This is a genomic window from Streptomyces sp. NPDC002125, assembly GCF_053593715.1.
In genome coordinates this window covers 60,974-80,217 of sequence record NZ_JBSFDD010000009.1, presented here as the reverse complement: position 1 = coordinate 80,217, position 19,244 = coordinate 60,974, and the positions used below count along the sequence as shown (strand labels likewise).

Below are 19,244 nucleotides of genomic sequence, written 5' to 3'. Positions count from 1 at the left end.
CCGCACCACACAGCAAGGAGTACAGCGCCGCGCCACAGGCAAGCCCGGCCCGGCCACGTCGCCCCGCGCCTCATCGCGGCCATCTCGGTCCGCTCGGAAGAAGAAGGAGGCTCCCATGCCGGTCCTCGACCAGATCGGGAAACGCCAGCCGCTGCCACCCACCACCGTCCCGTCGGATCTGTCCGCCGTACGGGACGAAGTCGACTCGATCCTCACCGACTTCCTCGCAGGCAAGGCCCAGGCCGCCCCCGGGCCGGAGCTGGCTCCGCTGTACACCACGCTGAGCGGTCTCCTTGCCGGCGGCAAGCGCCTGCGGGCGCACCTGTGCGTCGCGGGGTGGTACGCCGGGGGAGAGGGCGGAGACCAGAAGATCATCCTGCGTGTGGCCGCGTCCCTGGAGCTCTTCCACGCCTTCGCCCTGATCCACGACGATGTGATGGACGGCAGCAACCTGCGCCGCGGCCGCCCCAGCGCGCACCGCACGCTCGCCGCGGCGTACCTCGCTGACGGGGGCACTCCCGGCCGCGCCACGGTCCACGGCCAGGCAGCCGGCCTTCTGCTCGGCGACCTCGTCCTGACCCTGTCGGACGACCTCATCCGCACCGGCCCCGGCGCGGAGACGATAAGGCGGATCCAGCCTCTGCTGGAGACCATGCGCAGCCAGCTGGTGTACGGCCAGTACCTCGACCTGGCGTCTACCGGCCGGCCCTGCGACAACATCGAGGCCGCGCTGCGGATCGTGCGCTACAAGACCGCCTCCTACACCGTGGAATGGCCGCTGCGCATCGGCGCAGCACTCGCCGGTGCCGGACCCGATGTGCACAGCGCCTGCAGCGAGTTCGCCATCCCGCTGGGAGAGGCCTTCCAGCTGCGCGATGACCTCCTCGGCGTCTTCGGCGACCCTGCCACGACCGGCAAGCCAGTCGGCGACGACATACGGGAGGGCAAGGCCACCGTGCTGATGGCGCTCGCCCTGCAATCGGCCTCCGCCACCGACAGGCAGCTGCTGCACATGGCGATCGGCAACCCGGACCTGACGGACGAGGACTTCGGGCGCGTCCGTCAGGTCATCGAGCACTCCGGCGCCCGCCGGCAGGTCGAGGCGATGATCACGGCCCGGCGCCATGCGGCCCTGACCGTACTGGGCCGTGCCCCGTTTCCCTTCCCCGCCGCCGAGGCCCTGAGGGAGATCGCCGGCATAGCCACGGAGCGGCAGTCATGACCGGCAGCCGGGCAGGAACCAGCACCGCTGTCATACCGGAGGTGCGTCGCCGGTTCGACTCCCAGGCCGTACGCCTGATGGCGGACATCGACGCCGACCCGTGGGGCAGCGTCCGCGCATCGGTGTACGAGACGGCCCGCGTCATCTCCCTGGTCCCGGACTTCGCCGAGCACGGAGCCCGGCTCGAATGGCTGCTGAACCAGCAACTGCCGGACGGCACCTGGGGCGAAGGCCCGGCACGGTACCGACTGCTGCCGACGCTCAGCGCCGTCGAAGCCCTGCTCGCCACCCTCGTACGGGAAGCGACTGCCACCGTCCCGACCCGGGTCCGCCTCGCATCGGCAGCCGCCGACGGACTCACCGCGCTGCGCAGGCCGCCTGCCGACGGCCGGTGGCCGGACACGGCAGCCATCGAGGTCCTCGTCCCCAGCCTCGTCGCCCGGATCAACAGCCTCCTGGACCACTCCGTGACCGGCACGCTGCCCCACCTCGGGCCGCTCTCACGCGGGGCGCGCCTGAGCGTGCCGCACGGTTTCCAGCCCGAGCGGCACGAGGAGATCGCGCAACAGTGCCGCACCGGCGTCCCCGGCAAGCTCCACCACACCTTCGAGGGCATCGCCCGGCACCTGCCTGGCAACACGGTGCCCGTGCCACATGGTCTGCTCGGCAGCTCACCCGCCGCCACCGGCGCTTGGCTCGCCTCTCAGCCGGAGGGTGAACAGGGCGAACAGGCGCGGGCGGCCCTGTCAGCCGCGGCCCGCCGTTACGGCGGGCTCTTCCCGGAGGCGGCACCGATCCGCGCCTTCGAGCGGCTGTGGGTCGCCGCCGCCCTCGCCCGCCCCGGCCTGCCGCCCGCCTGCCGGGCTACGGCCGGGGCCTGGGCACACGACATTTACGACCCGGCCGGAGTCCGCGGCGCCCCGGGGCTCCTGCCCGACGCCGATGACACCGCGATGGCCGTGCTGGTAGCCGCCCTCACCGGCACATCGGGCGCCCCCGCCCCGCTCGCCGCGTTCTGGGCCGACACCCACTACCGGTGCTACATCGGCGAAGACACCGGATCCGTCACGGCGAACGCCCACGCCCTCCAGGCCCTGACAGCGCACCTCCGTCTGCGGCCGGCCGTAAGCCCGGTCCACCACCCGCGCATGGACCTGGTGCGCGACTGGCTGGTGGAGCAGCAGACCGACGGCGCCTGGACGGACAAATGGCACGCCTCCCCGTACTACGCCACCGAGCGGTGCGTACGAGCACTCCTCAGCCACGACGGACCGGGCACCCGCCAAGCCATCCAAAGGGCTGTCGACCGGGTCCTGGCCAGCCAGCACGACGACGGAACCTGGGGTATCTGGGGCGGCACAGCGGAGGAGACCGCGTACGCGGTGCAGATCCTCCTCGCCGATCCCGCCGCCGCCATCCGTCCCGGGTGGCGCACAGCGCTCCAGCGCGCCGAGCACGCCCTCGACGCCTGGGACACCCGGCACGAGCCGCCGGCGCTGTGGCACGACAAGACGCTCTACGCCCCCACCTCGATGATCCAGGCCGAGATCCTTGCCGCCCGCCAGCTGCTGACCCGGCACGGCCCCGGACGGCACACGCAAGGAGTGGCCTCGTGACAGCCGACCACCGACTCGCGCCGATCGCCCCAGGCCGGCGCCCGCTCATCGGACACGCCCTGCCGCTCCTGCGTGACCGGCTGGCCTTCCTCCAGCAACTGCGCACCCACGGCCCCATCGTACGGATCACGCTCGGCCCGAAGGCCGTGACCGTGGTCAACTCGCCCGAGTTGATCCACCAGATGCTCACCGCCCAGTCCGGCCACTTCACCAAGGGCCTGCTCTTCGAGAAGCTCAAGCTCTTCGGCAAGGACGCCCTGCCGGTCGCCGACGGGCCCCGGCACCTCACGCGCCGCCGGCTGATGCAGCCCGCCTTCCACCGCGAGCGGGTCACCGGCTACGTCCGGACCATGCGCGACACCGCCGCCTCGGCCATCGGCACCTGGAGCGAGGGCGACGAGCTCGACCTGAAGACCGAGATGCAGCTGACGGCCCAGAACATCGTCATGACCGCCGCGTTCTCCGCCACCCCCGAGCCTCACGCCGCCCGCGCGATCCTCACGAGCGTGGACACCCTCTTCAAGGCGGCCCTCCGGCGCGCCCTCCTGCCGCTGCCGCTCCTCGACCGGCTCCCCACCCGGCACAACCGGCGTCTCGCCCGCGCCAGCAGCATCCTGCACCAGGCGGTGTCCGCCATCATCACCGACCACCGCACACGGCCCGACGACTACGACGACGTCGTCTCGATGCTTCTGGACGCCCGGGACGAGACCGGCATCCCGCTCCCGGACGACGAGATCCTGTCCGAAGTCACCGGCCTGCTCGCCGCCGGATCCGAGACGACGGCCGTCGTCATGGCCTGGCTCTTCCTCGAGGTCGGCCGTCACCCAGGCCTTGAAACCCGACTCCACACCGAGGTCGACACCGTCCTGGCCGGACAGGAACTCACCGCCGACCACCTGCCGCGGCTGACGTTCACCCGCGCTCTCGTCCAGGAGACCCTCCGCCTGTACAGCCCCGGCTGGCTGGTGACCCGGCAGGCCACCGACGCGGTCCGGCTCGGCGACTTCACCCTGCCCGCCGGCAGCGACGTCGTCTGGAGCCCCTACACCCTGCACCGCGACCCAGGCCTCTACCCGGACCCGTTGCGATTCGACCCCGACCGCTGGCTGCCGGACCGGCCCCCGCCGCCGAAGAACGGCTTCATCCCGTTCGGCGTCGGCAAGCGCCAGTGCATCGGCGACGCCTTCGCCTGGACCGAGATGACGATCATCACGGCCCTCATCGCCTCCCGCTGGCGACTGCGACCGGCACCCGGGATCCGGCCCGTGCCGGTCGGCGCGATCACGGTCCACCCCTCCGTCCTGCGGATGAGGGCCGAAGCCCGCCAGACCACCACCGCCCGGGAGGCAGCGTGAACAGCAGCCCCGGCACCGTGCCCGTCCCCCTCACCATGCCGGATCTCGGAGTCGCCTTCCCCGGCCCGTTCCCGACCAGCCCTCACGCCGTCACCGTAGAAAGAGAGCTCCGGCGCTGGGCCGCCGAACGAAACCTCCCCGTGCCGGAGGAAGAGCTGCGTGCCCTGTGCGGCATCACCAGCCAGGGCATCACCCGCGCGCTTCCCACCGCCGATCTCGACAGCCTGCTGCTCGCGGCTGAGCTCCTCCTGTGGCTCGTGGCCTTCGACGACACCTACGGCGAGGTCACCGCCGCGACCGACCCCGCAACCCTGGCCGGCCACATCGACGAGCTGACCGGAGTCCTGACCAGTAGCACCCCCACAGCACGGCCAGGCCCGTTCACAACAGCACTGCGCCACCTCCTCAACCGCCTCGGAGAGAGGGCCACCCCCAGCCAGTACCTCGACCTCACCGGACACCTTCGTGGCAACCTCGTCGGGCTTCTCTGGGAGGCCCAGCACCTCACCGACCCCAGCCGTGTCCGCCTGCACACCTACTGCACGATGCGGCCCCTCACCGTCTTCGCCCACACCATCATCGCCCTCACGCCGATCGTGCTCTCCTACGAACTACCCGACCGGCAAGGCATTCCGCCCCTGGTGGACCGAGGGGAGACCGCAGTCGCGTGCCTGGTCGGCTGGGTCAACGACCTCGCCTCCTACTCACGGGAGGCGAGCCGAAGCCCCGTCTCACCGTTGAGCCTTCCGACACTGCTCATGCACGAGCGCCACCTTCCGCTCCCCGAGGCCTTCACCGCCGCCGCCCGGATGTGCGAAGAGCAGGCCGTGATCGCCCGCGCTCTGATCGACGAGCTGTCCGCCGACGCTTCCTCGCCGCTCAAGCGCCACGCCCAGGCCCTGAAGCACATCGTCCACGCGTTCATCTGGCACATCAACCACGACCGATACACCACCCCCGTGACCTGAGCCGGGGCACTTACCTCACCACCGAAAGACCTCCCTCCCATGCCCGTGAAGATCCGCACCGCCCCAGCACTCGCGCAGCTCACCCCGGCCGAGAAGCGGGCTGCCGAGCACCTGGTCGCCGGTGCGTCGAACGCCGAGGGCGCCCAGGCCCTGGGCATCAGCACCACGACGTTCACCGGCCACATCGTCGCCATCGGCAAGAAGTACGGGATCACCAGCCGCAGCGGCCGGCCCGCCCGCGCACACGCCGTACTGGCCAGCAGGCAGATCCCTCCGCCGCCGGCACCCGAGCGCATCCCCGACTTCACCGAACGGGACCTGCGGCTGCTGCACGCGCTCGCCGAGAACGCGGAGACCCACGACATCGCCAAGGCCGCCGGGATCGCCCCCGCCGATGCCCGCCCCATGATCGCCGAACTCGTCGAAAAGGCCGGGGCCGCCAACGACACGCACCTGGTCGGCCTCGGTCACGCCTGGGGGTTCCTCGGTATGGGCACCAGAGCTGGTGCCCGTACGCGGCATTCGCTGACAGGTCAGCGAACGGAGACTGTAGTGCCAGATCACAGAGCGCCAGTCCTGTCGCCCGATCGCCAGCACACGCACACTCCCTCAGCGGAAGAACGTGCTACAGGCCTGCTACGTCAGCCTGCAAGGGCCACGACGATGGAGCTGCCGGAGACCGCTGCGCGCGCCGCCGATCCTGTTCAAGAGCCCGCACTGGTCCGTGTCCAGTGCTGTGGGTAGCCGCGGCCCGCGTCACGCGGCTCGGTCCCGGCCAAGGGGACGAACCACTGCTCGGGCAGAGTGTTCCACAAGGGTGCCAGACCATTGCCGCTGGGCTCACCGCCGTCAAAGAGGGCATCCTCGACCAGTTCCCAGTCGTCGTCACGGTGCCGGGGGAGCTGGCTAGCTGGCCGCCGTGCCCGTGACCACCGCGCCTTGAGCGCGGGCGTCATCGAGGGCGCAGTCAAGGGCCACGCGCTCGGCGGCGCAGTCGCCTCCGCGAGGCTGGAGACGACGCGCAGCTTCCGCCGCCTGTGACCCTGATGCCGAAACGATCAGCAGGACGGCGGCGGCTACGGGGCGAATGTGAGCGTAGGGACGCTATGCGGCCCGCACCGGGGTCGCAGCATCGATGGTGCGATGACCTCCTGCAAGGTCAGCTCCTGGATGAACTGGACCTCCGCCCAGAGCAGGTGGGACACGCTGCCGGCGGCCTTGAGGTCTTTGCGTCCGACCGCGACGTGCAGGTGAGGGGCCAGGGAGTCGGTATCCGGGCTCCAGGCGAGGGTTCCGGCGCCCACGGCCTCTACCGTCTCCAGGACGGTCTCGTCCCACACGGGCGCTTCCGGGTTCTGCAGTGGGCCGGCTGCCCCCACCAGGCCCACCCGACGGAAGCCGCCGAGGAACATCGGGATGATCGCTTGCCGGATGCCCTGCTCCGCGCAGAAGTCGGTGAGCTCCTTGACGAAGTCGTCGCCGTCGTCGAAGGCCAGCGCGAAGGAGCGCCCCATCGTCAGTTCGGTGGCTCGCATCAGCCTCGTCCTTCCGCGGTCGTTCCGGCGGGAGCGAACGTCGCGCGGATCGTGTCGTTGTCGGCGCCGCTGCGCAGCAGGAGTGTCAGGAGGTGGCGGGCCTTGTATGGGTCGAGGTGTCCGGCGCCGATGAGACCGCGGGAGAGCAGGTCCTTCTCCGAGCCGTCGAACCCGTACGCGCGCGTGAGGGTGGTGCCAGCTCCGGTACGGGAGGCGAGGACGACCGGGAGGCGCTGGGCCGCCTTCGCGAGGACGGGAACCCAGGTCTCGGGGACGTGGCCGACTCCGAACCCGGCGATGACCATGCCGTCGACCTGGTTCAGCAGCACCTCTAGGAGAGTGCCGTCGTCGCCGAGGGTGGCGGGGTACAGGGCGACACGAGCCTTCCTGTCGAGGGGCGTGGTGAGGGGGCGGGGCTTGTGCGCGGGGACGGCGAGCAGGCGGAGGGCGCCTTCCGCGACGACGCCGAGAGCGCCGGTGTCGGGGGCGGTGAACGCGCTGGTGCTGGTGCTGTGCGCCTTGCGGACACGCGCGGGGTCGAAGACCTGGTCGTTGAAGACCACGAGAACGCCCAGACCGCGTGCATCAGGGCTGGCCGCGACGGTGACGGCGGCGAGCAGGTTGGCCGGTCCGTCGGCGCCGGCCAGGTGCGGGGCGCGCATGGCTCCGGTGATGACGAGCGGGGCCTGCTCCGCGTACAGCAGGCTCAGCAGGTAGGCGGTCTCCTCCAGGGTGTCGGTTCCCTGGGTGACGACGATGCCGTCGACGGCGCCTTCGCCGGCCATCGCCCGGAGCCGGCTGGCGAGGCGGTCGATGTCGTCCAGTGTCAACGAGGCGCCGGGTTTGCTCGCGAAGGACAGCGTCTGGATATCGACGTCCGTGCCGTCCAGTTGGGGTACCGCGGCGAGCAGGTCCTTCGCGCTCAGGGTGGGGCGAGCGGCTCCGTCATGGTCGGAGGGCATCATGGCGATGGTGCCGCCGAGGCCTACTACGGCAACGGTGGGACGGGTGCGGTCCTTCGTCAACGCTGATTCCTCAGATCACCTTGGGAGTAGAGGGGGTTGAGCCTATCGATCCCCATTGCGGCTGCCTACAGTGTGCCGAGGAAGCGCAGCGTCTGGTCGAGCGCGGTGAGCGTGAGGTGGCGGCTGCGGGGCCTCAGCATGCCGGTGATACCGCTCTGGCCGAGTGCACGGCACCGGGCGGCCAGCCAGGTCCAGTCCAGCTCGAGGTACTCGGCCAGAGCCTGCAGCCGGGCGGCAGGGGTGGGGCCGTCGACGATGCTGTGGGTCTGGGCGTGGCTGATTGCCTCCTGGTAGGGGGCGACGTCCTGTGCGGCGCTCGTGGTGGCGACGCGCCATACGGAGTCCTCGCGTACCCAGTTGGCCAGGATGGCCCGGTCGCGGGCCAGGACGAACCCTTCGGTCTGGGCGTAGGCCGGGTCGCTGGTGATCCACACCTTGATCCGGTGCATCTCCATCATCGCGACGGTGAGGAGCAGCAGGATCCGCTCGTAGGGCTCGGTGCTGTGCACGGACTGTTCCGGTACGCAGAAGGCACGTCCCAGCGGGCTGCCGGCCCCTGCGAAACGGCTGGCCACGGCCTGGAGGTACTCGTGCTTGTGCCGGAACAGCAGCCAGGGGGTGCATTCTTCGCCGGTGGCTTCCCGGGTCCAGAACGCGGGGATGTCGGGCAGTTCGTCGAGGCGCCGGGTGATGTACTGCGCGCACAGGGTGGAGCCGAGCCACGCGGCACCGACCGGGGAGAGCTCGGGCATGTCCGATCTCGGCGGCGCGGAGTCGCCGGTCTTGACGTAGTAGCCCAGTTCCTCTGCCCGGTCGGACAGCGGCAGGTCGTCGGCGAGCATGCCGTCGTCCAGGACGTACAGCGCCCGCGCGAGCGCGAAGGTCAGATTGTCCAGTTGGTAGGCGGCAGGGATGCGAGGAACCTGGCGGGCGGTGAGCTCCTGGCGGGCGTGCGCGGCGTCCAGCAGGTACAGGCCTGTTCCGCCCGCGGCTCCGAGGGAGGCGAGGATCGCCCCTCGGCGCGAGGATCGGACGAAGGACTCAAGGTGTGGCAGGTCGGCTTCCTTGAGCTTGACCTGATCGCCGTCGGGCGCGGCCTCGTACAGCTGCAGGCCGATGGTCGTACCGTCGAAGTGTCGGCCACCGGCGAGGTCCCAGGTCCCGATGACGCCGGTGTTCGGTTCGCCCGGTACGTACCGGGAGGTGTCCCAGGTGTAGTCCAGGGCTCGTGTGGCGGCGGTGAGTGTGCTCGGGTCCAGCGGGCTGGGCCGCACGATCTCCCGGCGCGGTACGGGCTGGGCGAGTTCAGCGGCGCTCTTTCCGAAGTACCACTCCAAGACCACCGCCGTGTCGCCCTTGGCGACTTGGGCGCCGGAGAGCCACCGGATGTAGGTGGAACGTGAGACTCGGACATGGGCGAGCTTCGGGAGTCCTAAGCCCTGTGCAGCCTCGGCCGCCATCCGTCCCCAGAGGACCTGGAACCGGGGCCATGTCGTGCCGTTCAGCCTGGGCGTGGTCTCCAGGAGGTGCTGCAGGAGGGTGCGGGGATGCGGCTGCGTCATGCCGGACTCCTTGACGGCCGCGGCGTTCTCGAGGTGGGTCATCATGCCCCCGTTGCTGAGGTCGCCATCGGGCGGCTCTGGACAGCGGTGAGCTGTGTCCAGGCCAGGGCGACGAGGTGCGCGTTGTTTCTGGCTCCGGCCGCCTGCCGAAGCCGCGCGAGGTGGTCCTCCTCGGCATCGCGCAGGTGCATCGGCACGCTGGTGGGGTGGGAAAGCTCCGCGACGGCTCGGATGAGGGCGAGGTCGTCGGCGGTGAAGACCGGCGGGGTCATGGCGGTCTGTAGTGGGGGGAGATGACCGCCGGCCAGGAGGGCAGCGGCTCGGCCGGCCGGGGTGGTTCCGCCGGCCCGGTAGCCGATTCCCTTCAGGTGATCGCGCACGGTCGTCACGGACACCTCAAGCTCGGTGGCGATCTCCTGATTGTTCTTCCCGGCGAGCAGGAGCCGGCCGGTGCGCAGTTGCGTCGGTGTGAGGGGGCGGGGGGTGAAGGGGAGCGTTGCTGCGGCCAACGTCGGCGCGAGGCGCCTCGACGCCGGGACGGGGCGGGCTGCCGGGTGGAGCACGGGGAGGGAGGGGGCGGCATCGGCAGCGTTCAGCGCCGCGCGCAGCCGGTCCGCGGAGGTGGTCTGGGTTCCGGGTGTGACGACCCAGTGGACATCCTTACCCCCCGTGACCTCGCGCGGCGGTATGCCGATGACGGTGCCCCGGCGCAGGAGACGGACCCCAGGCGCCCACAGGCCGGGCGCGGCTTCCCCGAGCGGCAGGAGGAACCACCAAACTCGGGTGACGTCGTTGGCCAGGACCGGGCCCGTGCCGCTGCCGAGGCGCCGGAGTACGGGGGCGGCGATGTCGGCGGGCATGCGGACGGCGTCGAAGTACGTCCCACACGGGACCGGGACGGTCCGGGAGTGAGGAAGCCACGACCACTCCGGGTCGCCTTCGTCGGCCCACGGCCAGACGTCGTCGGCCGCGTGTGTCGGTGACTCCATGGTCATGTGACTGCCCTGCTTTCTTGGTGGACTGTCGATCAAGTACTGGGGCTGCGTGGGAGGGTGTCGCCGGATCGATCGTCTTGTCGTGCCGGACCTGAGCTGAGGCCCCGGGCATCTAGCTCGGGGCGGTGGGTGCCTTCACGGATGAGGCGATCCGGATGGCTGGAGGACGATTCCCACGCGCCGGTTGAGCCGGAAGACGTCCCGCACGTGCCAGCCGTCACTGCCGAGGGACGTGATGTCCTCCTCGCTCATTCCGCACTCGTACGCGGGGAGCTTCCCGTCGTGCTGATCGGTGATGTTCGTGAGGATGTAGAGACGGCCTCGCGGGGCCATCCACCGCCGCACGTTCGGCAGCAGCCGGGACCGGTCGAAGAGCGAGAAGGAGAGCCGGCAGGAGATGATGTCGATGCTGCCCGGAGGCAGCAGGTCCGAGGTTGCCTCGTCGTTGATGTCCCACAGCTCGTAGCGGGCCCGGCTCACCGCGGCGCGGGCCTGGGTCAGGGCGACCTGGGAGAAGTCCAGGCCGATCGTGTCCAGGCCCCAGGCGGCGAGCTGCCGCGTCCATTTCCCGGTGCCGCAGCCGAGATCCACCGCGCTCATGCCGCAGGCCACGGACAACGTGCGGTGGGCAGACCGGCGCTCACCGTCGCCGATCAGTCGGGGTGTCACCCGCCCGGAGGCGTAGAGGCCGTTCCAGTCCTCGGCCGTCAAGGACGGTGCGGCCGTCCTGATCATCCTGATCTCCTGAGTCTGCTGGGGAAGTGCGGCGTATCTCGTGGAACGCGCGGAGGAGACTGCGCGCGTTGAGGAGACGAGGGGCGTCACGTCGGGGCGGCCAGATACAGCGATCGCGCAGACGGCTCTGAGAAGGACGTCGTCTCACGAAACTTCCCGAGGACTTCCGGCCTTCCACCCTCGGATGTGGGGCCGGCACCGCTGGTGGCCGCCGTGGCATTGGTCACCGAGAAGGGCGACTGCACTTCGGCAGCGCGAGGATCCCCGGGGGCCCCGGTGGGCATTCCAGCGGGGGTGGCGGCGGCTTCGCCAGCGGTGATCACGACGATCAGCACCAGACCGCCGATGACAGCGCCGACCCATAACAGGGGCAAGACCAGCTCGCCGCCCGTGGAAGGGCGGCGCCCGCGGGGGCGGGGCCGGGGCCGGCTCTCGTATACCCACGCCACGATGCCGACGGGCAGACGGAGCGTGGCGAGGTAGACGCCGGTGTGGAGCATCTGCCGCAGCCACCGCACCAGGGCCTTGGTCTGCGGCCGGACGAGGGCAGCCGGTCCGGCCGGAACCCGGTACGGCACGAGGATCCCTGCCGCCGACGGAGTGGCGGGGACAGCGTCGTACGGCGAGCGTGCCTGGAAGAGGCGCAGGGCCTTCACCGGACGGCCACCTCCACCGTCTCCGGCTCCGCTCCAGTAGGCGCGGCCGCGAGCGCCATGAGTACGGCGATGTGCGAGAAGGCCTGAGGGAAATTCCCGAGCTGCTGCTCGGCGTGCGGATCCCACTCCTCGGAGAGCAGACCGACGTCGTTGCGGGCGCGGAGCAGGGCCTCGGTGAGAACCTCGGCCTCGCTGGTGCGCCCGATGCGCCCGAGCGCGACGATCAGCCAGCCCAGCCCGATCAGGAAGGTGGCCTCGTGGCCGGTCAGGCCGTCGACGCCCGGCATGTTGCCGCTGGTGCGGTAGCGCAGCAGGTAACCGCCCTTGATGGACAGGTCCTGCTGGACCGCCTCGATGGTGCCGATGACCCGCTTGTCGTCGGCGGGCAGGAACCCGGAGAGCAGGGCGTGCAGGAGGGCGGCGTCCAGCTCGGTGGAACCGTACGATTGGGTGAAGGTGTTGCGCTCCTTGTCGTAGCCCTTCTCGCAGACGTCCCGGTGGATCGTGTCGCGCAGCGCGCGCCAGTGCTCCAGCGGGCCGTCCATGTGGACGGCTTCGACGAGCCGGACGGCCCGGTCGACGGCCGTCCAGGCCATGATCTTGGAGTGGACGAAGTGGCGGCGCGGTCCGCGGACCTCCCAGATCCCCATGTCCGGCTTCCGCCACAGCTTCTCCACGCACCCGACGAGCCCGGTGATGAGCGGCGTGACCTTCGGCGCCAGGTGCGGGTAGTGCTGCTGCGCCTTGGCCAGGGCGTCGACGACTTCACCGAACACGTCGAGCTGGAGCTGTCCCGCTGCGCCGTTGCCGATCCGGACCGGGCGGGAGCCGGCGTGGCCGGGCAGCCAGTCGAGCTCTTCCTCGACCAGGTCCCGCTCACCGCCGACCCCGTACATGATCTGCAGGTTGTCGAAGTCGCCATCGATGACGGCCGTGACCCAGTCGATCCAGGCTTCGACCTCCTGCCCGTAGCCGAACTGGGCCAGGCTCTCGGCGGCGAATGCGGAGTCCCGCAGCCAGCAGTACACGTAGGACCAGTTGCGGATGCCGCCGATCTCCTCGGGCAGCGAGACGCTGGCGGCGGCCACCATGGCGCCGGTCGGCTCGTAGATGAGGGCCTTGAGCGGGATCAGCGAGCGGATGACGTCATCGCGGCGGGCGCCCGTGTAGGTGCAGTGCGAGGCCCAGGTGGTCCAGAAGGCCGTGGTCTGCCGCAGCAGGGCGGCGGGCGCGGGCAGGGGCGGCGGGGTGGTCTGGTCCGGCTGCCACGACAGGGTGAAGGCCACCTGCTCGCCCTCGGACACGGTGAACTGTGAGAACAGGTCGTCGCCGCGCGCGCCGAGGTGGACGTCCGCGTCGAGCCACAGCCTGCCCTCGTCCAGTCTCGCGCTCACCCGGCGCCCGCTGAAGACGAGTTGCGGTGTCGTGCGTCCGTAGTCGGTCCGCGCCCGCAGGACGGAGTGCATGGTGACGCTACCGGCGACGCCCTCGACGATGCGGACCAGTTGCGCCGCTTCGCCGGTGGTGGGCATGAAGTCGAGGACCTTGACGGTGCCTGCCTTGGTGGTCCAGACGGACTCGAGGATGAGGGTGTCGCCGAGGTAGCGCCGCCGGTCCGCCGCAGGCGCGGTGCCGTCCGGGCTGACGGGGCCGATGCGCCACAGCCCGTGCTCCTCGGTCCCCAGGATGCTGGTGAAGTGCGCCCGGGAGTCGAAGCGAGGCAGGGCCATCCAGGAGACTCGGCCATCCCGGCCGACCAAGGCGCCGGTGCGCATGTTGCCGACGTAGGCGTGGTCCTGGATCCCGTCCACACCGCTTATCGGCAGGGGCGTCTCGGCGGGCTTGCGGGGGGAGGGGAGGAGGCTCACGCGGCCACCGCCTTGACGGGCATGGCGCGGTGCGGGGCGACGACCTGCCCGTCGGGGAGGATCTCGCCGGTGTCCTCGAAGAGCAGGACTCCGTTGCACAGCAGGCTCCAGCCCTGCTCGGGGTGGTGCGCGGTCAGGCGTGCGGCCTCACGGTCGGCGGCTTCGGCGCCGGGGCAGCGCGGCTCGTGGTTACACATGCTGATTCCTTGGGTTACGGGGTGGTGATGAGGGCGGCGTAGGCGTGGGAGTAGTCACCCGGGGGCAAGCGGTGGCTCTTCTCCGCCGCGGGGCCGATGCCGGGCGGAAGTTTCTGGTCCCGGCGCCACAGAGCGGTCGGCAGGATGCCGGGGGAGAGGACGGTCCACGCTCCGAGCAGCGACTGGACCTGCCGCAGCGTCCTCGGCCGGTAGAGGATGCCCGCGTCCGCGTAGTGGCCGACGAGCGCCGCCATCATCCCGGGCGCCACATCGGTGGTCGCGTGGGTCACCGAGATGGCGCTGCCGGCCGGCAGCTGCTCGCGCAGCGCCTGCATCATCTCGGCAGCGTCGGCGTCGTCCATCCACGGCAGCAGGTCGTGCGCGAGGGCAGCGACAGGCCGGTCGAAGTCGAGGACCCGGCAGGCGTCCGACGTGAGCACGTCGGTCACGTCCCGGGCGTCGGCGTGCAGGTGCCGCGTGCCGGGCTCTTCGGCCAGGCTGACGTTGGCGTGACCCGCTACGCGGGGGTCGTTGTCCACGTAGACGACCCGGGGCTTGTCGTGGAACGCCCGCGCGACGTCGTAGGTGTGGGCTGGCCAGGGGAATCTGCTCTCCAGGGACTGTGGCGTGGACGGCAGGCCGTACGAGGGCAAACCGCATCCCAGCTCGATGAACTGCCCGATCCGCAGCTCGCGCGCGAGCACGGTTACGGCTCGGGGCCTGAACTCACCGCTGATCTGCACCATGGCCCGCAGTGGCGGGGCGACGGCCAGGAGCCGCAAAGCGAACTCCCGGTCGACCTCGTAGTTGTCGGTCCCGCCCATGAGGTGGTCGGTGACCCGGGCGATGGCGGGACGCCGACGCCAGTCGTCGTCACTGCCGTACGGGCCAGCGGAGCCCTCGGGCAGCGGACGGCACAGCCTCAGATGAGGGGGACCGGCCTCGTGGTCGGGATCATGCGGGGGCATCGGGCATCTCCTGTACGTACGGGAACCGGAAGAGGAAGTCATCGGTCGCGGCATCGCTGTAGCCGTGGAACCGGCCGCGCGCCCTGTGGCTCTCGTGCGGAGGTTCGAACGAAGGCGCACCAGCATGCAGCTCAGCCCTCTTCCTGGTTGCAGGGGGCGGCGTCGCGGTAGAGGCCCGGGTCGGACAGGTCGACCGCGGTCATGCCACGAAGGTGCCGCACCAGGTGACGGGCCAGCATGAAGCGCGGATCGATGATGCGCTCGAACCGCTCCTGCGCGTCGGGCGGGTCCAGCTCGCACACCGCTCCCTTGAAGACATCGATGCCACCGGCGGAAGAGGGGCGGTAGACGGTGCCCTCGACAGCGACGAGCTCCGCCTCGCGGACAAAGAAGGCGCCGTACCCGAAACGCCGCATCCGCTTGCAGTCGCGAGCGGCGTACGGCGCGTGGAAGACGCACACCGGGGGCTCGGTCGTTCTGATCTCCGGCCACCGCAGGTGGACCGGATCCTGGGGTGTGCCGGTGGCCTTGGGCACAAGCCACAGCACGCCGGCCGCGGTTCTGGTGGCCGGACCCATCCCGACCTGGCACAGCAGCCGGTCCGGACTCTGCATCGCAAGACGCTGCTTGACCGGGTTGACGTCCGCGTAGAGGTAGCGGCCGGTCTCCGGTCCGATGACCCGCGGCCACAGAAACCCTTCAGGGTCGCGGTCTGCAGGCCCGGCACCCTCGTAGGTGAGACCGTTCCGGCTCATACGGAGCTTGGGGACGTGGATCCGCTGGCCGGACCGCATCACGATCGCGGGCTCCGGCCGAGATCGGGGCACCGGGCAGCGGGAGGCTTCGGCGCTCAGCGGTATCGCGGTCATGGCGTGCGGCCTCCGAGCGAGGCAAGGAAGGCATAGACGCGGGGGGCCATGTCCGTACCTCCGCGCCGGGGCAGTGTGCGCCCGCAGCGCCGGATCTCAGTGGCCTCACTCTCGGTGTGACGCGAGGGAAGGACGCACCGTGCGAAGGCCTCCTCATCAAGGACGAGCAGCCGGGCCATGGGCGCCTCAGGCGGTGTGACGGCGAGTAGGCGGGCGAGGATCACGGGGCGGCCCTCCGCTGCATGGCGTCACCCGCACGCACGAGCCGGTCGTGGGTCTCCTCGCGGCTGCATGCGGCGTCCACGGCCTCCCGCAGACCGGCGCTGATGATCTGCGCCGCGCGCGAACCGGTCTCGTAGCTGGGGAAAAGACCGACACTCGCCACCATGCGATGCCCATGGAGGCTCACCTCGGCGACGGGGCCGACCGTGTGGATGAACCGGACCGGGCTCATCGCCAGGATGCGGACACTCAGGCCCCGGCCATCGGGCCGTTCCCGGCTCACGAGGTCGGCCAGGTGCCGTAGTTGGCCGGCCACCACCTCTGACTGACTGCTTCCCCTGGTGAGCACGGTTTCGTCCAGCAGCACGATCCGCCGCTGCTCACCGGCCCGCCGAACGCGGTGTACCCATGACGGAAGCCCGAGGACGGGCTCATCGGGGATGGCGCACACCTGGGGGTCCAGGACCGCCCGCTCGTACGCCTGGGTGCGCAGGCCGGCCGGAACCACCATGCAGAACTGGATCAGCTCGCTCGCCGTCCGCATCACGGCGATGTAGCGGGCCGTGGCCTCGTCGCCGGCCACGTCTGCCCAGTAGTCGTGCGGGGCACGCCGGGCTTGCCCCTGCTCTACAGCCCTGCTGCGGGCGTAGTCCTGCGGCGGCAACGTCCCCACCAGGAAGTTCGTGTGATCGCCCGCCACGCCGTAGCGCAGCAGCAGCGTGCGCAGCGCGTCCGCCCTGATGGGGGACTGGGCCAGCTCCCATCGGCTGACGGCCGACGCTGACATCCTGACGGTGTAGGCCGCGTCCTCCAGCTTGGTGCCCGTCGCCTCGCGCAGGCACCGCAGGTAGAGACCTGTCATGATCCGGGCGGGCGCCTGCGGCACCTCAATGGGTGACGACGGAACGACATGAAGCATGAAAGAGGTCCTTGAGTGTGTCACTTGGGCAAGTCAGGGCAGATCGTCTGACGCGGCCGGCTCGGAGGTGCTCCCCGTCTGCGTGCGCCGAGCCGTTCTTCTGGGGCCGAAGATCACCAGTCCGGCCATGGCCGACAGGAGCAGAGCGGTGATGACCCATCCGGCGGCGGTCACCACTGCCTCGGCACGGATCCGGCACAGATGATGGTGATCATCGCAAGGGCGAAGGTGAGGACCCGGAGGTGACCGCGGCTGGGACGCCAAGCCCACCAGCGTCTGCTCACTCGCGAAGGCCTATGCACGACACCTCTCCCGGTGACGCGGGTGGGGCGCACGCAGGCGGGCGCGTGTGAGGCTGAGTGCCTCGTGCAGCACGTCGGCCGAGGTGACCCGGTTCCAACTGGCGTCGAGGCCAGTCACCCACAGGCCCGTACAGCCGAGGTAGCCGCCCGTGTCGCACCGCCAAGCCCCGGCGGCGGGGACACAGTCGGAATGCGCAGCCTTCCACCGGTGGACCGCTCCAGCCTCCACGGGCACGAGGAGCCTGTGATGGGTGAGGCAGTACTTCACCGGGCCGACCTCCGCACCGTCCGCGACCATCGTGTCGATCGCGGGCAGGCCGAGCGCCATACCGACCTCTACCGAGCCTAGGTCCGACGGAAGAGGTGCGGGAGGTTGCGCACCGAGAGTGATACGCCACGGATGGTCACTACGTAAGGTCATGGAAGGTGTCTCCAGCGAGTGAGAGGTGTTCTGGTGCCGCGCCGTAGCGGGGGTGGCCGGCGCGGCACCAGAACGGGAGGGGCGCCGCGGCTGTCAGGGGGCGTGCGCGGCGCCGGCTCGGACAACACCCCGGGGAGGAGTGGGCTGCCGTCCGTGCGACGACTCGGGTACGGGGGGCCAGCTCCTCGTATCCAAGTCGCGCCCCCCTGGCCCGGGGGGCAGTGTGATGACCCGGTGTCTGGGCTCCTCGCGAAGGCCCTGGAACCGGCGGCGAGCGTCCGGGGCGAGGCAGTCCGGCATCGGATCGCCCCATCGCACGAGCTGGCCCGAGACGGTGAGCCGGTCGAATCCGTGACGTCCCCGCAAAGCGTCCGCGAGCGCCTGTGCGAAGACCGGGTCGAGCATGTCCATGGAGCCGCCACGGCGGTCCGCGCCGACAGGGACGGCCAGCAGCGGAAGGCGGTGCAGCGCCACCGCGACCGCGTCACGCAGGAGGTCAAGGGTGACGAGCCTTGCCGCCCAGGACTCGTAGTCGCACGCGGCTGTCGGGGGAAGGAGCCGTACTCCCAGCGGCGGCACAATGCCTGCGGGTGAGGTGGTCATGCCTCCACCGCCTCACTGGGCAGTGCCCTGCGCGGGCCGACGACGTCGCCCGACGGCAGGAGGTACCCGGTGTCCTCGAAAAGGATCACCCCGTTGCACAGCACGCTCCAGCCGGTCTCGGGGTACCCGATGTGGACTCTGGCTGACAAACGGTCGGTAGCACTGGCTGGCGGACACGGGGACGGGTGCTCGCACAGCGCTCCTTCGGCTCGAAGCGCCCAGAGCACCGCGCGCACTGCCGCCGCGAACTTCGCAAGAGGCATCAGGGCCCGGGCGCAGTCCTCCGGTACTTCGGCCTCGCGCTCCCGGGCCACGGCCATTGCCTCGGCCACGGCACGTGACCGGTCGGGTGCCAGCGCCCCCAACTGCATGAGGTGACCGCGAAGCCGGAGCATCAGGTCGTGGATGTCCTGGTCGGTCTCGGGAATCGGGGCGCCGTCCGCCAGCACCATCGCCACGGTTTCCCGCGCGGCCGAGACGACGGACCGGGAAGCCACGGAGGCGGACGCCGGACGCAAGACGGAACGAAGACGGACAAGACTCACGATGCGGCCTCCTCTCCAGGCAGATCCAGCTCGAACCACACGGTCTTGCCGGTCTTGCCCGCCACGGAGCCGTCGGTTCCCCAGCGCGTGACCAGAGCATCGACCAGATGCAGACCTCGGCCGCCTTCCTCGTCCGCGGCCGGTGGCCGCGGATGAGGCTGCTCGATCGACGGGTCCTCCACCTCCACCCGAAGACGCCCGTGCTCGTGCATGGCTCGCACCGAGAACTGCAGCCCCGCCCGGTTTCCGCACCCGTGCACCATGGCGTTCACCATCAGCTCCTGGGCCACGAGCGCCACCGTGTCAATGCAGTCGGAGAGCCCGGACCTCTGCAGCAGAAGGCTGAGCTGACGGCGCGCGTCGGCGACAGCCTCCGCCTGGGCAGGAACTTCTGCCGCCATCTGGAAATCACGCGCACGACAGACCGGAGCCCCGCCGTCTTCGGACAGAGCGGCGATCGCTCTTCGACCGCCGCGCACCAGCGAAACGGTGCGCGCCCCCCGGAGGCCGGCCATCGGGTACTGCAGGTTCATCAGCTGCCCTTCCCGGCCCCCGAGGGAGCCAATTCCGGTCACGATCCGAGTTCGCGGGCCTGACGCGGCCGATTCCGTTACACCGCCTGGAGGTTGGAGGAATATCGTCTTCATGAGACAACCGC

At 70.5% G+C, this 19,244-nt stretch carries 19 protein-coding genes; 5 read left to right on the top strand and 14 right to left on the bottom strand.

All coding sequences use genetic code 11. The features are described 5' to 3' along the window. Window positions 1-115: 115 nt before the first annotated feature. From ACWCQM_RS17665 to ACWCQM_RS17645, 5 genes are read left to right on the top strand one after another with little or no spacing between them, the layout of a single operon-like run. Window positions 116-1,222 (top strand): polyprenyl synthetase family protein, encoded by a 1,107-nt coding sequence (locus ACWCQM_RS17665; protein ID WP_450916155.1) that lies wholly within the window; start codon window positions 116-118, stop codon window positions 1,220-1,222. Then, window positions 1,219-2,838 (top strand): labda-7,13-dienyl diphosphate synthase, encoded by a 1,620-nt coding sequence (locus tag ACWCQM_RS17660; protein ID WP_450916154.1) that lies wholly within the window; start codon window positions 1,219-1,221, stop codon window positions 2,836-2,838. The genes ACWCQM_RS17665 and ACWCQM_RS17660 overlap by 4 nt, the downstream gene beginning before the upstream one ends. Further along, window positions 2,835-4,196, top strand: coding sequence for a cytochrome P450 (locus tag ACWCQM_RS17655; protein WP_450916153.1), 1,362 nt, complete (start codon window positions 2,835-2,837; stop codon window positions 4,194-4,196). Before ACWCQM_RS17660 ends, ACWCQM_RS17655 begins: the two co-directional genes overlap by 4 nt. Then, complete coding sequence (locus ACWCQM_RS17650) at window positions 4,193-5,164, top strand: terpene synthase family protein (protein ID WP_450916152.1); 972 nt, start codon at window positions 4,193-4,195, stop codon at window positions 5,162-5,164. The genes ACWCQM_RS17655 and ACWCQM_RS17650 overlap by 4 nt, the downstream gene beginning before the upstream one ends. Before the next feature lie 39 nt (window positions 5,165-5,203). Continuing rightward, entirely contained in the window at window positions 5,204-5,908 is a 705-nt protein-coding gene (locus ACWCQM_RS17645) for a LuxR C-terminal-related transcriptional regulator (protein WP_450916151.1), read from the top strand. Window positions 5,909-6,240: 332 nt separating this feature from the next. Here ACWCQM_RS17645 and ACWCQM_RS17640 read toward each other — a convergent pair whose 3' ends face one another. The 14 genes from ACWCQM_RS17640 to ACWCQM_RS17575 all read right to left on the bottom strand — a co-directional run bounded on the left by ACWCQM_RS17640 (window position 6,241) and on the right by ACWCQM_RS17575 (window position 19,119). Continuing rightward, entirely contained in the window at window positions 6,241-6,699 is a 459-nt protein-coding gene (locus tag ACWCQM_RS17640) for a PPC domain-containing DNA-binding protein (RefSeq protein WP_450916150.1), read from the bottom strand. Continuing rightward, the gene (locus ACWCQM_RS17635) at window positions 6,699-7,724 is read right to left on the bottom strand and encodes an asparaginase (RefSeq protein ID WP_450916149.1); all 1,026 of its coding nucleotides are present in this window, start codon (window positions 7,722-7,724) and stop codon (window positions 6,699-6,701) included. Before ACWCQM_RS17635 ends, ACWCQM_RS17640 begins: the two co-directional genes overlap by 1 nt. 65 nt (window positions 7,725-7,789) lie before the next feature. Next, window positions 7,790-9,331 (bottom strand): transcriptional regulator, XRE family protein, encoded by a 1,542-nt coding sequence (locus ACWCQM_RS17630; protein ID WP_450916148.1) that lies wholly within the window; start codon window positions 9,329-9,331, stop codon window positions 7,790-7,792. After that, window positions 9,328-10,275, bottom strand: a complete 948-nt coding sequence (locus tag ACWCQM_RS17625) for a helix-turn-helix transcriptional regulator (protein WP_450916147.1) — start codon at window positions 10,273-10,275, stop codon at window positions 9,328-9,330. Before ACWCQM_RS17625 ends, ACWCQM_RS17630 begins: the two co-directional genes overlap by 4 nt. Before the next feature lie 141 nt (window positions 10,276-10,416). Continuing rightward, on the bottom strand, window positions 10,417-11,016 hold the full coding sequence (locus tag ACWCQM_RS17620) for a class I SAM-dependent methyltransferase (RefSeq protein ID WP_450916146.1): 600 nt from the start codon (window positions 11,014-11,016) through the stop codon (window positions 10,417-10,419). An 86-nt stretch (window positions 11,017-11,102) separates the two neighbouring features. Next, on the bottom strand, window positions 11,103-11,672 hold the full coding sequence (locus ACWCQM_RS17615) for a hypothetical protein (protein ID WP_450916145.1): 570 nt from the start codon (window positions 11,670-11,672) through the stop codon (window positions 11,103-11,105). Continuing rightward, window positions 11,669-13,483: a glycoside hydrolase family 15 protein gene (locus tag ACWCQM_RS17610; RefSeq protein ID WP_450916302.1), complete on the bottom strand. Its 1,815-nt coding sequence runs from the start codon at window positions 13,481-13,483 to the stop codon at window positions 11,669-11,671. The genes ACWCQM_RS17615 and ACWCQM_RS17610 overlap by 4 nt, the downstream gene beginning before the upstream one ends. A 53-nt stretch (window positions 13,484-13,536) precedes the next feature. Then, window positions 13,537-13,737 (bottom strand): DUF5999 family protein, encoded by a 201-nt coding sequence (locus ACWCQM_RS17605; protein ID WP_450916144.1) that lies wholly within the window; start codon window positions 13,735-13,737, stop codon window positions 13,537-13,539. Window positions 13,738-13,751: 14 nt separating this feature from the next. Beyond that, window positions 13,752-14,705 carry an SAM-dependent methyltransferase gene (locus ACWCQM_RS17600; RefSeq protein ID WP_450916143.1) on the bottom strand — a complete coding sequence of 318 codons (954 nt, stop codon included), beginning with the start codon at window positions 14,703-14,705 and terminating at the stop codon, window positions 13,752-13,754. A gap of 131 nt (window positions 14,706-14,836) precedes the next feature. Further along, window positions 14,837-15,574, bottom strand: a complete 738-nt coding sequence (locus tag ACWCQM_RS17595; RefSeq protein ID WP_450916142.1) for a hypothetical protein — start codon at window positions 15,572-15,574, stop codon at window positions 14,837-14,839. A gap of 220 nt (window positions 15,575-15,794) precedes the next feature. Further along, the gene (locus tag ACWCQM_RS17590) at window positions 15,795-16,715 is read right to left on the bottom strand and encodes a Scr1 family TA system antitoxin-like transcriptional regulator (protein WP_450916141.1); all 921 of its coding nucleotides are present in this window, start codon (window positions 16,713-16,715) and stop codon (window positions 15,795-15,797) included. An 816-nt stretch (window positions 16,716-17,531) separates the two neighbouring features. Beyond that, entirely contained in the window at window positions 17,532-18,041 is a 510-nt protein-coding gene (locus ACWCQM_RS17585; protein ID WP_450916140.1) for a DUF6302 family protein, read from the bottom strand. Further along, entirely contained in the window at window positions 18,038-18,586 is a 549-nt protein-coding gene (locus ACWCQM_RS17580) for a DUF5999 family protein (protein WP_450916139.1), read from the bottom strand. Before ACWCQM_RS17580 ends, ACWCQM_RS17585 begins: the two co-directional genes overlap by 4 nt. Continuing rightward, entirely contained in the window at window positions 18,583-19,119 is a 537-nt protein-coding gene (locus ACWCQM_RS17575; RefSeq protein WP_450916138.1) for an ATP-binding protein, read from the bottom strand. Before ACWCQM_RS17575 ends, ACWCQM_RS17580 begins: the two co-directional genes overlap by 4 nt. Window positions 19,120-19,244: the final 125 nt, after the last annotated feature.

Coding starts and splice junctions, on each gene's coding strand:
- ACWCQM_RS17665 (WP_450916155.1), top strand. CDS start 116: ATGCCGGTCCTCGACCAGATCGGGAAACGCCAGCCGCTGCCACCCACC.
- ACWCQM_RS17660 (WP_450916154.1), top strand. CDS start 1,219: ATGACCGGCAGCCGGGCAGGAACCAGCACCGCTGTCATACCGGAGGTG.
- ACWCQM_RS17645 (WP_450916151.1), top strand. CDS start 5,204: ATGCCCGTGAAGATCCGCACCGCCCCAGCACTCGCGCAGCTCACCCCG.
- ACWCQM_RS17640 (WP_450916150.1), bottom strand. CDS start 6,699: ATGCGAGCCACCGAACTGACGATGGGGCGCTCCTTCGCGCTGGCCTTC.
- ACWCQM_RS17630 (WP_450916148.1), bottom strand. CDS start 9,331: ATGATGACCCACCTCGAGAACGCCGCGGCCGTCAAGGAGTCCGGCATG.
- ACWCQM_RS17625 (WP_450916147.1), bottom strand. CDS start 10,275: ATGGAGTCACCGACACACGCGGCCGACGACGTCTGGCCGTGGGCCGAC.
- ACWCQM_RS17620 (WP_450916146.1), bottom strand. CDS start 11,016: ATGATCAGGACGGCCGCACCGTCCTTGACGGCCGAGGACTGGAACGGC.
- ACWCQM_RS17605 (WP_450916144.1), bottom strand. CDS start 13,737: ATGTGTAACCACGAGCCGCGCTGCCCCGGCGCCGAAGCCGCCGACCGT.
- ACWCQM_RS17600 (WP_450916143.1), bottom strand. CDS start 14,705: ATGCCCCCGCATGATCCCGACCACGAGGCCGGTCCCCCTCATCTGAGG.
- ACWCQM_RS17595 (WP_450916142.1), bottom strand. CDS start 15,574: ATGACCGCGATACCGCTGAGCGCCGAAGCCTCCCGCTGCCCGGTGCCC.
- ACWCQM_RS17590 (WP_450916141.1), bottom strand. CDS start 16,715: ATGCTTCATGTCGTTCCGTCGTCACCCATTGAGGTGCCGCAGGCGCCC.
- ACWCQM_RS17585 (WP_450916140.1), bottom strand. CDS start 18,041: ATGACCACCTCACCCGCAGGCATTGTGCCGCCGCTGGGAGTACGGCTC.
- ACWCQM_RS17575 (WP_450916138.1), bottom strand. CDS start 19,119: ATGAACCTGCAGTACCCGATGGCCGGCCTCCGGGGGGCGCGCACCGTT.